Below are 13,241 nucleotides of genomic sequence, written 5' to 3' on the forward strand. Positions count from 1 at the left end.
GCCCGTCCGCCGTTTCCGTGCCCGCTCGGCGCCCTACGAGCGGTGGCAGATGTACGCCAGCGTCCCCAGCAGCAGCCGCGCCTGCGGGGGAGCGGCCGCCGTGTCCAGCACGGGGGGCCGCAGCCAGCGGACCGGGCCGAGGCCGCCGAGGTCGGAGGGCGGGGCGGTGATGTACGCACCCGGGCCCAGGGCGCGCAGATCGAGGGCGGCGTCGTCCCAGCCCATCCGGTAGAGCAGCTCGGGCAGCTCGGCGGCGGCCCCGGGGGCGACGAGGAACTGCGCCCGCCCGGTCGGCGTCACCGCGACCGGCCCCGACGGCAGCCCCATCCGCTCCATCCGCACCAGCGCTCGCCGCCCGGCCTGCTCCGCCACCTCCAGGACGTCGAAGGAGCGGCCCACCGGCAGCAGCATCGCCGCTCCCGGCGTCTGAGCCCAGGCGTCCGACGCACGGTCCAGGCCGGTGCCCGCCGGGACCTCGCGGGCGAAGTCCAGTGGGTGGGCTCCCGGCGCCGGACAGGCCGCCTCGCCGCACGAGCAGGAGCCGGCCTCGGCCCGCGCCCCGGGCGTCACCGCCCAGCCCCACAGCCCTGTGTACTCGGCCACCGCCGTGCCCTCGGTGCCGCGGTGGCGTCGCCGCGCACCGGATCGCATCTCCCGGATGCCGCCGATCGTGAAGCCCATGCCCCCTCCAACGGGTCCGGCTCGTCGGTGGTTACGACCCGCTTCGCTCGGGTAACCCTCCGTCGCTGAAACTCGATCGAGTGGCGTGCGCGGTAGTGCGAAAGGGAGTGCGACACGGTGTGCGCGCCCCCGAGTGCTTCCGTCCGCTCGCCCTCGGTCCTGTTCGCTCAAGTCAAGCGCGCCCGGCGGTAGTCGGGTTCATTCGAAGGGGTGGCGAATGGTGGCGTTTCCTCAATTCCCCTCGCGGGAGGGGTGATCGTAGGATTACCGTCGGTACACGAACCCTGGGAGTATGTGCACCCACGGGTATGCCATGGGCAACCCGATTTCCAGTTCGATGACGTCGGTGAAGTCGAGATGTCGACGGGGGTCAACTCCCGGACGGACAGCACCGATGCACGGCATTCTGATAATGGTTCGCGCGATGAGGTTTCAGCGGGATGGGGGCGTTCCAGTGAGTGGCAGCGGCGCAGGCGACACGGATGCCGGAAAGCGTCCCAACGGACAGTTGGGGTCATGGTTCGTGCGCAGTGGCTGGTCCAAGGGCGAGCTGGCACGCCAGGTGAACCGGCGGGCGCGGCAGATGGGCGCCCACCACATCAGCACCGACACCTCCCGCGTACGGCGCTGGCTGGACGGCGAGCAGCCCCGCGAGCCGATCCCGCGCATCCTCTCCGAGCTGTTCTCGGAGCGCTTCGGCGCCGTCGTCGCCGTCGAGCAGCTCGGGCTGCGCACCGCCCACCAGTCACCCTCGGTGGCCGGGGTCGACCTGCCCTGGGCCGGACCCCAGACCGTCGCCCTGCTCAGCGAGTTCTCCCGCAGCGACCTGATGCTCGCCCGGCGCGGCTTCCTCGGCAGCTCGCTGGCGCTGGCCGCGGGGCCCGCCCTCATCGAGCCGATGCAGCGCTGGCTGGTGCCCGTCCCCGCCCAGGGCCCCGGCGAACCGGAGTCCCCGGCCGCCGCCCACCGCCCCTCCAAGCTCTCGCGGCCCGAGCTGGACCTGCTGGAGTCGACCACCGCGATGTTCCGGCAGTGGGACGCCCAGTGCGGCGGCGGACTGCGCCGCAAGGCCGTCGTCGGGCAGCTGCACGAGGTCACCGACCTGCTCCAGGAGCCCCAGCCCGGACCGACCGCCCAGCGGCTCTTCCGCTGCGCCGCCGAACTGGCCGAGCTGGCGGGCTGGATGAGCTACGACGTCGGCCTCCAGCCCACCGCCCAGAAGTACTTCGTGCTCGCCCTGCACGCCGCCAAGGAGGCCGGGGACAAGCCGCTCGGCAGCTACATCCTCTCCAGCATGAGCCGCCAGATGATCCACCTGGGCCGCCCCGACGACGCCCTGGAGCTGATCCACCTCGCGCAGTACGGCAGCCGCGACTGCGCCACCTCCCGTACGCAGGCCATGCTGTATGCGATGGAGGCCCGCGCCTACGCCAACATGGGCCAGCCCAGCAAGTGCAAGCGGGCCGTCCGGATGGCCGAGGACACCTTCCTGGACGCCGGTCTCGACGGTGAGCCCGAGCCCGACTGGATCCGCTTCTTCTCCGAGGCCGAGCTGAACGGCGAGAACGCCCACTCCTACCGCGACCTGGCCTATGTCGCCGGCCGCAGCCCCACCTACGCCTCGCTCGCTCAGCCCGTCATGGACAGGGCCGTCGAGCTGTTCGGCGAGGACGACGAGCACCAGCGCTCCTACGCGCTCAACCTCATCGGTATGGCCACCGTCCATCTCCTCCAGCGCGAGCCCGAGGAGTCCACCGTGCTCGCCACCCGCGCCCTGAAGATCGCCAAGAAGGTCCGCTCCGAGCGCGTGAACACCCGCCTGCGCAAGACCGTCGACACCGCTGCCAGGGACTTCGGCGATGTCGCCGACGTCGCCCGGCTCACCGAGCTGCTCCACGAACAGCTGCCGGAGACCGCCGAAGCGGTCTGACCGGCACCACCGGCCCCGGCCGCGGCGCCCCTTCCGTACAGCCCGACTCGGCTCCCCCATCGCCTGGTCACACGGAGGGCCGCCGTGGCCGGTTTCCTGTTTTCCGGCCCCTGGGCGTTTCAACCGCACCGTATGCGGCGTGCGCCGCAGGATAGGCAGGGCACCGGACGCGCCACCCCGGATTCATTCGGCCGTAACACGCGATCCCTCTTCGTCACGCTCGCGAAACATCGTGCGGCATCCCCGGAAACGGCGCTCGGCCAACCTCATGGCTCATAACCGGCCCGCACCTTTTCCCCAGTGGTCCCGCAGCATTCCCCCGCACGCCGCGGCCGCACCGACGACGAGGAGACGCCGATGCCCCCAGGCATCACGACGCTTGCCGCAGACGCCCCTGAGCTGTCTGCCGCCAACACCGGGTTCATGCTCATCTGCTCGGCCCTGGTGATGCTCATGACCCCCGGCCTGGCCTTCTTCTACGGAGGCATGGTCCGCGTCAAGAGCACCCTCAACATGCTGATGATGAGCTTCATCAGCCTCGGGATCGTCACGATCCTGTGGGTGCTCTACGGATTCAGCCTCGCCTTCGGCTCCGACATCGGGTCGGTCATCGGCTGGAGCGGCGACTACGTAGGCCTCAGCGGGATCGGCATCACCGAACTCTGGGACGGCACCACCATCCCGGTGTACGTCTTCGCCGCCTTCCAGCTGATGTTCGCGATCCTCACCCCGGCCCTGATCAGCGGTGCGCTCGCCGACCGCGTGAAGTTCACCGCCTGGGCGCTGTTCATCGTCCTGTGGGTCACCATCGTCTACTTCCCCGTCGCCCACTGGGTCTGGGGCTCCGGCGGCTGGCTCTTCGACATGGGCGTCATCGACTTCGCCGGCGGTACGGCCGTCCACATCAACGCCGGTGCCGCGGCCCTCGGCGTGATCTTCGTCATCGGCAAGCGCATCGGCTTCAAGAAGGACCCGATGCGGCCGCACAGCCTGCCGCTCGTCATGCTCGGCGCGGCCCTCCTGTGGTTCGGCTGGTTCGGCTTCAACGCCGGATCCTGGCTCGGCAACGACGACGGCGTCGGCGCGGTCATGTTCCTGAACACCCAGGTCGCCACCGCCGCCGCGGTCCTCGGCTGGCTCATCTACGAGAAGCTGCGGCACGGCTCCTTCACCACCCTCGGCGCCGCCTCCGGCGCGGTCTCCGGTCTGGTCGCCATCACCCCCGCGGGTGGTTCCGTCTCCCCGCTCGGCGCGATCGCGGTCGGCGCCATCGCCGGTGTCCTGTGCGCCATGGCGGTCGGCCTGAAGTACAAGTTCGGCTACGACGACTCCCTGGACGTCGTCGGCGTCCACCTCGTCGGCGGTGTCATCGGCTCCATCCTGGTCGGCTTCTTCGCCACCGGCGGTGTCCAGTCCGACGCCAAGGGCCTCTTCTACGGCGGCGGTGTCGACCAGCTCGGCAAGCAGGTCGTCGGCGTCGTCGCGGTCCTCGCGTACTCTCTGGTCGTCTCCGGCCTCATCGCCCTCCTGCTCCACAAGACCATCGGAATGCGGGTCTCCGAGGACGACGAGATCTCCGGCATCGACCAGGTCGAGCACGCCGAGACGGCCTACGACTTCAGCGGCGCCGGCGGCGGCACGGTCTCCCGCACCACCGCCCCCGCGACGGACCCGACGGCAGCACCGAAGGCAAAGAAGGTGGACGCATGAAGCTCATCACCGCGGTCGTGAAGCCCCACCGGCTGGACGAGATCAAGGAGGCCCTCCAGGCCTTCGGCGTCCAGGGGCTCACCGTCACCGAAGCCAGCGGTTACGGGCGGCAGCGCGGCCACACCGAGGTCTACCGGGGCGCCGAGTACACCGTCGACCTGGTCCCCAAGATCCGCATCGAGGTCCTCGTCGAGGACGAGGACGCCGAACAGCTCATCGAGGTCGTCGTCAAGGCCGCCCGCACCGGCAAGATCGGTGACGGCAAGGTCTGGAGCGTCCCGGTCGAGACCGCCGTCCGCGTTCGGACCGGCGAGCGCGGCCCGGACGCCCTCTGACCGACGGCCCGCAACGGAAGGCAGCTGGGTGACGAGTACCGAAGTGACCACCGAATCCGAAGGCTCGGGACCCAGCGGCTACGCGGCGGCCCGGCTGCGCCTCCTCCAGCAGGAGGCGCGGTCCGGGCCGCCGCGCCGTGCGGCCCTCGCCCGCCTCACCGACGACTGGCTCACCGGCCTGTTCACCGCCGCCGCGACCCGCGCCGGGGTGCGCGGCGCCGCCCTCGTCGCCGTCGGCGGCTACGGCCGCGGCGAGCTCTCCCCGCGCAGCGACCTCGATCTGCTCCTCCTGCACGACGGCAGCGCCGACGCGGCGGCCCTCGCCGCCCTCGCCGACGGCATCTGGTACCCCGTCTGGGACCTGGGGCTGGCCCTCGACCACTCCGTACGCACCCCGGGCGAGGCCCGGAGGACGGCGGGCGAGGACCTCAAGGTCCAGCTCGGCCTGCTGGACGCCCGCCCGGTCGCCGGCGACCTCGGCCTCGTCGCCTCCCTGCGCACCGCGATCCTCGCCGACTGGCGCAACCAGGCCCCCAAACGGCTCCCCGCCCTCCACGAGCTCTGCCAGGAACGCGCGGAACGGATGGGCGAGCTCCAGTTCCTCCTGGAACCCGACCTCAAGGAGGCCCGCGGCGGCCTCCGCGACGCCACCGCCCTGCGCGCGGTCGCCGCCTCCTGGGTCGCCGACGCACCCCGCGAAGGACTCGCCGAGGCCCGCCGCATCCTCCTCGACGCCCGCGACGCCCTCCACCTCACCACCGGGCGCGCCACCGACCGGCTCGCCCTCCAGGAACAGGACCAGGTCGCCGAGGCCCTCGGCCTGCTCGACGCCGACGTCCTGCTGCGCAAGGTCTACGAGGCCGCCCGCACCGTCTCGTACGCCACCGACGTCACCTGGCGCGAGGTCAACCGGGTCCTGCGCGCCCGCTCGGTCCGCCCGAAGCTCCGCGCCATGCTCAGCGGCGGCCTCGGCTCCAAGGCCGCCCCCGAACGCACCCCGCTCGCCGACGGCGTGGTCGACGCGGACGGCGAAGTGGTCCTCGCCCGCGCCGCCCGCCCCGAACGCGACCCGGTCCTCACCCTGCGCGCCGCCGCTGCCGCCGCCGAGGCCGGACTCCCGCTCTCCCGCCACCTCGTCCGCCACCTGGCCACCACCGCCCAGCCGCTGCCGGTCCCGTGGCCCCCCGAGGCCCGCGAGGAACTCGTCACGCTGCTCGGCGCGGGCGAGGCCACCGTCGGCATCTGGGAGGCACTCGAAGCGGAAGGGATCATCACCCGGCTGCTGCCCGACTGGGAACGCGTCCACTGCCGCCCCCAGCGCAACGCCGTCCACACCTGGACCGTCGACCGGCACCTGGTGGAGACCGCCGTCCGCGCCGCCTCCCTCACCCGCCGCGTCCACCGCCCCGACCTCCTCCTGGTCGCCGCTCTGCTCCACGACATCGGCAAGGGCTGGCCCGGCGACCACTCGGTGGCCGGCGAGGTCATCGCCCGGGACATGGCCACCCGGATCGGCTTCGACAAGCACGACGTGGGCGTCATCGCCACCCTCGTACGCCACCATCTGCTGCTCGTCGAGACCGCCACCCGGCGCGACCTCGACGACCCCGCCACCGTGCGGTCGGTGGCCGAAGCCGTCTCCAGCGCCTCCACCCTGGAGCTGCTGCACGCCCTCACCGAGGCCGACGCGCTCGCCACCGGGCCCGCCGCCTGGAGCTCCTGGCGCGCCTCTCTCGTCACCGACCTGGTCAAACGCGTCGCCGCCGTCCTCGCCGGCGAGCTCCCCGAGGAGCCGGAGGAGACCGCGCCCAGCGCCGAGCACGAACGCCTCACCATCGAGGCCCTGCGCACCGGCGAACCCGTCCTCGCCCTGCACACCCAGCCCGGGGAACCCGCCGAGGACGGCGAAGTGGAACCCGTCGGCGTCGAGCTCCTCATCGCCCTGCCCGACCGCCCCGGCGTGCTGCCCGCCGCGGCCGGCGTCCTCGCCCTGCACCGCCTCACCGTGCGCGCCGCCGACCTGCGCGCGGTGGAGCTGCCGAACGAGCTGGGGGAGCGGGCGGACCTGCTGCTGCTCAGCTGGCGGGTCGCCGCCGAGTACGGGTCCCTCCCGCAGGCCACCCGCCTGCGCGCCGACCTCGTACGCGCCCTCGACGGCTCCCTGGACATCCGGGCCCGGCTCGCCGAGCGCGAGGCCGCCTACCCGCGCCGGCGCGGCGTGAAGGCCCCGCCGCCCCGGGTCACCGTGGCCGCCGCGGGCTCCCGGCGCGCCACCGTCATCGAGGTCCGCGCCCAGGACGCCCCGGGCCTGCTGCACCGGATCGGCCGGGCCCTGGAACAGAGCGCGGTACGGGTGCGGAGCGCCCATGTCTCCACCCTCGGCGCCAACGCCGTGGACGCCTTCTACGTCACCGGGACCGACGGCGAACCGCTGTCCCCGGCCCGGGCCGCCGAGGTCGCCCGGGAGGTCGAGAAGGCCCTCGGCTGACCGCGTACGACACCACCGCACGGCCCTCGCTCGGCTTCGTATCCGGGCGAGGGCTTGGTGTTCTCCGGGGGACGGATACCCTGGAGGGCGACTGACCTGCCCCGCCCCCGACCCTGAGGACCGACGAGCGCCGTGTTCGATACTCTCTCCGACCGCCTTAGCGCGACTTTCAAGAACCTCAGGGGCAAGGGCCGCTTGTCCGAGGCGGACATCGACGCCACGGCACGCGAGATCCGTATCGCCCTGCTGGAAGCCGACGTCGCCCTGCCCGTGGTCCGGGCCTTCATCGCCAATGTGAAGGAGCGGGCGCGCGGCGTCGAGGTCTCCCAGGCGCTGAACCCCGCCCAGCAGGTCGTCAAGATCGTCAACGAGGAGCTCGTCTCCATCCTCGGCGGCGAGACCCGGCGGCTGCGGTTCGCCAAGACCGCGCCCACCGTGATCATGCTCGCCGGCCTCCAGGGCGCCGGTAAGACGACGCTCGCCGGAAAGCTCGGCCTCTGGCTCAAGGGCCAGGGCCACTCCCCGCTGCTCGTCGCCTGCGACCTCCAGCGCCCCAACGCCGTCAACCAGCTGAGCGTCGTCGCCGAGCGCGCCGGCGTCGCGGTGTACGCCCCCGAGCCGGGCAACGGCGTCGGCGACCCGGTCCAGGTCGCCAAGGACTCCATCGAGTTCGCCAAGGCCAAGGTCCACGACATCGTCATCGTCGACACCGCCGGACGCCTCGGCATCGACCAGGAGCTGATGCGGCAGGCCGCGGACATCCGCGACGCCGTCAGCCCCGACGAGATCCTCTTCGTCGTCGACGCGATGATCGGTCAGGACGCGGTCAACACCGCCGAGGCCTTCCGCGACGGCGTCGGCTTCGACGGCGTGGTGCTCTCCAAGCTCGACGGCGACGCCCGCGGTGGTGCGGCCCTGTCGATCGCCCATGTCACGGGCAAGCAGGTCATGTTCGCGTCGAACGGCGAGAAGCTGGAGGACTTCGACGCGTTCCACCCGGACCGGATGGCCTCCCGCATCCTCGACATGGGTGACCTGCTCACCCTGATCGAGCAGGCGGAGAAGACGTTCAGCCAGGAAGAGGCCGCCAAAATGGCCTCGAAGCTCCAGTCGAGCAAGGGTGGCAAGGACTTCACCCTCGACGACTTCCTGGCCCAGATGGAGCAGGTCCGCAAGATGGGCTCCATCTCCAAGCTGCTCGGCATGCTGCCCGGCATGGGGCAGATCAAGGACCAGATCAACAACATCGACGAGCGCGACATCGACCGCACCGCCGCGATCATCAAGTCGATGACTCCCAAGGAGCGCGCCGAGCCGACGATCATCAACGGCTCGCGCCGGGCCCGTATCGCCAAGGGTTCGGGCGTCGAGGTCTCCGCGGTCAAGAGCCTGGTGGAGCGCTTCTTCGAGGCCCGCAAGATGATGTCGAAGATGGCCCAGGGCGGCGGTATGCCCGGGATGCCGGGGATGCCCGGCATGGGTGGCGGCCCCGGCCGCCAGAAGAAGCAGGTCAAGCAGGCCAAGGGCAAGCGCAAGAGCGGCAACCCCATGAAGCGCAAGGCCGAGGAGGCCGCCGCCGCGGAGCGCCGCGAGCAGGCCGCCCAGGGCGGCGCGTTCGGTCTGCCCGCCCAGGAGGACAAGAACTTCGAGCTGCCGGACGAGTTCAAGAAGTTCATGTAAGCGGCACGGCATCAGTCATGCGTAAGGGGCGCCCTTGAGAGAGGGCGCCCCTTACGCATGTCCGGCGGACGTACTCGCTCAGGTCACGCAGACCAGATAGCGGAAGACGTTCGGCATCCACACCGTGCCGTCCTGCCGCCGATGCGGATGCAGGGCCTCCGCGACCTCCTTCTCCACCTGGGAGCGGTCCGTGGCCCGTACGGCGGCGTCGAAGAGCCCGGTCGACAGCAGCCCGCGCACCGCGCTGTTCACGTCCGCGTACCCGAACGGGCAGGACACCCGCCCCGAACCGTCCGGCTTCAGCCCGGCCCGCGCCGCCACGTCCTCCAGGTCGTCCCGGAGCGTGGGCCGCCACCTGCCGGGCTCCGTACGCGGCGGACGCCCGGACTCCGCCAGCCGCGCGGCCACCCGCAGCACCGCCGCCGTGGCGCAGCGCTCCGGCGGACCCCAGCCGGTCAGCACCACCGAGGCGCCCCGGACGGCCAGCGGCACCGCCGACCGCAGCGCGGGCACCAGCCCCTCGGAGTCCCCGGCCGCGCAGCCGATCGGCTCGAAGACCGTGATCAGGTTGTACGGAGCGCCGTCCGCGCCGGCGGGCGCGGACGGCCCGTCCTCCAGCAGCCGGGCCCGACGGTGGGCCGGGTGCGGGGAGTGCGCGGGCGCCTCGTTCCAGCCGGCCTCCGGCAACAGCCGCGCGCGGGCCAGCGCCAGGCGCTCCCGGTCGGAGTCCACACCCGTGACATGCGCACCCCGGGCCGCCGCGACGAGCATCGCGAGGCCCGAGCCGCAGCCGAGGGACAGCATCCGGGTGGCGGCCCCGACTTCCATCCGGTCGTACACCGCTTCGTACAGCGGCGCGAGCATGCGTTCCTGGATCTCGGCCCAGTCGCGTGCGCGGGTACCGGCGTCCGCCGGCGCGGAGGCGTCCGCGGCCGGCTGGTTCCGGACGAGCGTTGGTGTCATGGAAAGTGCCCCAATCCGCCAAGAGGTCGGTCGTGCCCGAGTGGACGTCCCCCGTGTGCGTATGTTCCGCACCCCCGTAGCCAGAGAACTGCGCATCCGCCGTTCCGTCCAGGGGTTGTGGGGCAGTGCTTGCGTGCACCGGTCGTGCGCCCCGTTCCGCGTCTGCTCTCCGACCAGTCTTACCCGACACCCCGCGCCGGGCACGTCGAGCGGCGGGGCGGGTAGTCTCTCGGGCGGATTCGTCAGGACCGCGGGCCGCCCGCGCACCTCACATCCGAAGCGCCCGGCGCACCGCACGCTGTGCACCACCTTGGTGCGAGCTGTGCGCCTTCTCCGCAGTTCTGCGTACCCGCCCTCGTCCGGACGCATCAACGGCAACTGACTGGTACGTGCAAATTATTTGGGATGCCCCGGAATAGGAACACCGGAGCACTCGGGCTCGTTGTCACGACGTGAGCACGACACCACCTGTACTTGCCGCAGAGCTGGCACAGGCGTGGGCCGACATTCAGCGGTACCACCCCGAGCTGCCCGATCTTGCCGCGCCCGAGTCCCTGATCGGAGAGTCCTCGTCCGCCTGTGGCGCCGAGCTCTCCTTCGAGCGACTGCTCCACGAGGCAGTCCACGGCATCGCCGCCGCGAGAGGAGTCCGAGACACCTCCCGCGCCGGCCGCTACCACAACCGACGTTTCCTCGCGATCGCCGAGGAGCTGGGCCTCGATCATGCCGAGGAACCCCACCCCAGCAGCGGATTCTCACTGGTCACGCTGAATCCGGAAGCCAAGCGCCGGTACCGTCCGACCACCGAACGGCTGCAGCGCGCCCTCAAGGCGCACACCGTCGCCACCGCCGCCGACACCAAGCGCTCCTTCCGCGGACCTGCCGCCCGGCACGGTTCCTCCGGAGGCGGTGTGCGGGTCAAGGCCGTCTGCGACTGCGGACGCAACGTCCGCGTCGTCCCGTCGGTCCTGGCGCAGGCGCCGATCGTCTGCGGCGGCTGCGGCAAGCCGTTCCGGATCCCGGAAGCGGCGGTCGCGGTGGGGTGAGCCGATGTGGTGTGGCACAATGGCTAGCTGTACTCGACAGTCGCACAGGACCCCTCTCTCCTCCGGCTGACGCGTCCATCGGGCACTCCGAGTACCGCAACCCCACGTGGCATCTAGTTGTGCCCAACCACGTCATAGACCAGGAGACACCACTTCCGTGGCAGTCAAGATCAAGCTGAAGCGTCTGGGCAAGATCCGTTCGCCTCACTACCGCATCGTCGTCGCCGACTCCCGTACCCGCCGTGACGGCCGGGCCATCGAGGAGATCGGCCTGTACCACCCGGTGCAGAACCCCTCGCGCATCGAGGTCAACTCGGAGCGCGCGCAGTACTGGCTGTCCGTCGGCGCCCAGCCGACCGAGCCGGTCCTCGCGATCCTGAAGCTCACCGGTGACTGGCAGGCCCACAAGGGCCTCCCGGCCCCCGCGCCGCTGCTGCAGCCGGAGCCCAAGGCTGACAAGCGCGCGCTGTTCGAGGCGCTGTCCTCGGACGGCGACGAGGCCAAGGGTGAGGCCATCACCCCCAAGGCCAAGAAGTCCGACAAGAAGGCGGACGAGGCGGCTGAGGCCCCCGCGTCCACCGAGTCGACCGAGGCCTGAGCATGCTCGAGGAGGCTCTCGAGCACCTCGTGAAGGGCATCGTCGACAACCCCGACGACGTGCAGGTTGCCGAGCGCACCCTGCGTCGCGGGCGCGTGCTGGAGGTCCGGGTCCACCCCGACGACCTCGGCAAGGTGATCGGCCGTAACGGCCGCACCGCTCGCGCTCTGCGTACGGTCGTGGGTGCCATCGGCGGCCGCGGTATCCGTGTCGACCTCGTCGATGTGGACCAGGTTCGCTGATCAGCGAGTTGAACACCGGCCAGGGCCGGGGAGGGCCTTCGGGCCGTCCCCGGCCTTTGTCGTCGGCCACCCGGACGTCTCCTCCTCCACGTCCGCACCCCATCAATCGGAGAACAGCGTGCAGTTGGTAGTCGCGCGGATCGGCCGCGCCCACGGCATCAAGGGCGAGGTCACCGTCGAGGTACGAACGGACGAGCCGGAGCTGCGGCTCGGACCCGGCGCCGTCCTGGCCACCGAACCGGCGGAGACGGGTCCGCTGACGATCGAGACCGGCCGGGTCCACAGCGGCCGGCTCCTGCTGCGCTTCGAGGGCGTACGCGACCGCTCCGGCGCCGAGGCCCTGCGCAACACCCTGCTGATCGCCGAGGTGGACCCGGAGGAGCTCCCCGAGGAAGAGGACGAGTTCTACGACCACCAGCTGATCGACCTCGACGTGGTGCTGGCCGACGGCACCGAGATCGGCCGGATCACCGAGATCTCCCACCTGCCCTCGCAGGACCTGTTCATCGTGGAGCGGCCCGACGGCAGCGAGGTGATGATCCCCTTCGTGGAGGAGATCGTCACCGAGATCGACCTGGAGGAGCAGCGCGCGGTCATTACCCCGCCGCCCGGCCTGATCGACGAGAGCGAGGCAGTGGTCGCCTCCTCCCGCGACGAGGAAGAGGCCCCGGAGGACGCGGAGGCCCCGGCGGACGCGGACGAGGCGCCGAAGGGCGACGCCTGATGCGGCTCGACGTCGTCACGATCTTCCCGGAGTACCTGGAACCGCTGAACGTCTCCCTGGTCGGCAAGGCCCGCGCCCGCGGCGTGCTGGACGTCCATGTCCATGACCTGCGGGAGTGGACGTACGACCGGCACAACACGGTCGACGACACCCCTTACGGCGGCGGCCCCGGCATGGTCATGAAGACCGAGCCCTGGGGCGAGGCGCTGGACGAGGCCCTGGCCGACGGCTACGAGGCCGGGGCGCACTCCCCGGTGCTCGTCGTGCCCACGCCCAGCGGTCGCCCGTTCACCCAGGAACTGGCCGTCGAACTCTCCGCCGCACCCTGGCTGGTCTTCACCCCGGCGCGGTACGAGGGCATCGACCGCCGGGTGATCGACGAGTACGCCACCCGGCTGCGGGTCGTCGAGGTCTCCATCGGGGATTACGTACTGGCCGGCGGGGAAGCGGCCGTCCTGGTGATCACGGAGGCCGTGGCCCGCCTGCTGCCCGGCGTCCTCGGCAACGCCGAGTCCCACCGGGACGACTCCTTCGCGCCCGGCGCGATGGCGAACCTCCTGGAGGGGCCCGTCTACACCAAGCCGCCCGAGTGGCGCGGCCGGTCCATCCCGGACGTGCTGCTCAGCGGCCACCACGGGAAGATCGCACGCTGGCGGCGGGACCAGGCCTTCGCCCGTACCGCCCTCAACCGGCCCGACCTGATCGAGCGGTGCGAGGCGAGCGCCTTCGACAAGAAGGACCGCGAGATCCTCTCCATCCTCGGCTTCGCGCCGGAGCCCGGCGGCCGATTTTGGCGCAGGCCCACCGCCGTGGAAGAATAGGCCGCTGCTGTACGTCCGGTGTG

At 71.6% G+C, this 13,241-nt stretch carries 12 protein-coding genes; 10 read left to right on the plus strand and 2 right to left on the minus strand.

What is annotated here, in order from left to right:
- Positions 1-33: 33 nt before the first annotated feature.
- On the minus strand, positions 34-681 hold the full coding sequence (locus tag G3I54_RS32765; protein ID WP_164620081.1) for a bifunctional DNA primase/polymerase: 648 nt from the start codon (positions 679-681) through the stop codon (positions 34-36).
- 454 nt (positions 682-1,135) lie between these two features.
- On the opposite strand from G3I54_RS32765, the gene G3I54_RS32770 reads away from it, so the two are divergent.
- The 5 genes from G3I54_RS32770 (at position 1,136) to ffh (ending at position 8,824) form a co-directional block, all read left to right on the plus strand.
- On the plus strand, positions 1,136-2,611 hold the full coding sequence (locus G3I54_RS32770) for a hypothetical protein (RefSeq protein WP_164620083.1): 1,476 nt from the start codon (positions 1,136-1,138) through the stop codon (positions 2,609-2,611).
- 357 nt (positions 2,612-2,968) lie between these two features.
- Positions 2,969-4,321: an ammonium transporter gene (locus G3I54_RS32775; RefSeq protein ID WP_164620085.1), complete on the plus strand. Its 1,353-nt coding sequence runs from the start codon at positions 2,969-2,971 to the stop codon at positions 4,319-4,321.
- A complete protein-coding gene (locus tag G3I54_RS32780) occupies positions 4,318-4,656 on the plus strand; it encodes a P-II family nitrogen regulator (RefSeq protein WP_003965965.1) in 339 nt (112 codons plus the stop codon). The genes G3I54_RS32775 and G3I54_RS32780 overlap by 4 nt, the downstream gene beginning before the upstream one ends.
- Before the next feature lie 28 nt (positions 4,657-4,684).
- Complete coding sequence (locus G3I54_RS32785; RefSeq protein ID WP_164620087.1) at positions 4,685-7,144, plus strand: [protein-PII] uridylyltransferase; 2,460 nt, start codon at positions 4,685-4,687, stop codon at positions 7,142-7,144.
- Positions 7,145-7,276: 132 nt separating this feature from the next.
- A complete protein-coding gene (ffh, locus tag G3I54_RS32790) occupies positions 7,277-8,824 on the plus strand; it encodes a signal recognition particle protein (protein ID WP_164620088.1) in 1,548 nt (515 codons plus the stop codon).
- Positions 8,825-8,902: 78 nt separating this feature from the next.
- Here the strand turns inward: ffh and G3I54_RS32795 are convergent, their stop codons facing one another.
- Positions 8,903-9,787, minus strand: coding sequence for a class I SAM-dependent methyltransferase (locus G3I54_RS32795; RefSeq protein ID WP_164620090.1), 885 nt, complete (start codon positions 9,785-9,787; stop codon positions 8,903-8,905).
- A 452-nt stretch (positions 9,788-10,239) separates the two neighbouring features.
- Between G3I54_RS32795 and G3I54_RS32800 the strand changes: the two genes are divergently transcribed.
- From G3I54_RS32800 to trmD, 5 genes are all read left to right on the plus strand, one after another.
- The gene (locus tag G3I54_RS32800) at positions 10,240-10,833 is read left to right on the plus strand and encodes a hypothetical protein (RefSeq protein ID WP_003965961.1); all 594 of its coding nucleotides are present in this window, start codon (positions 10,240-10,242) and stop codon (positions 10,831-10,833) included.
- 157 nt (positions 10,834-10,990) lie between these two features.
- Entirely contained in the window at positions 10,991-11,431 is a 441-nt protein-coding gene (gene rpsP / locus G3I54_RS32805) for a 30S ribosomal protein S16 (RefSeq protein WP_164620092.1), read from the plus strand.
- Between the two features lie 2 nt (positions 11,432-11,433).
- Positions 11,434-11,673, plus strand: a complete 240-nt coding sequence (locus tag G3I54_RS32810; RefSeq protein WP_003965959.1) for an RNA-binding protein — start codon at positions 11,434-11,436, stop codon at positions 11,671-11,673.
- Positions 11,674-11,791: 118 nt separating this feature from the next.
- A complete protein-coding gene (gene rimM, locus G3I54_RS32815; protein WP_164620094.1) occupies positions 11,792-12,397 on the plus strand; it encodes a ribosome maturation factor RimM in 606 nt (201 codons plus the stop codon).
- Positions 12,397-13,218, plus strand: a complete 822-nt coding sequence (gene trmD / locus G3I54_RS32820) for a tRNA (guanosine(37)-N1)-methyltransferase TrmD (protein WP_103507125.1) — start codon at positions 12,397-12,399, stop codon at positions 13,216-13,218. Before rimM ends, trmD begins: the two co-directional genes overlap by 1 nt.
- Positions 13,219-13,241 lie beyond the last annotated feature (23 nt).

This window comes from Streptomyces sp. SID14515, from assembly GCF_010548505.1.
GTDB classification, from domain to species: Bacteria; Actinomycetota; Actinomycetes; order Streptomycetales; family Streptomycetaceae; genus Streptomyces; species Streptomyces caviscabies.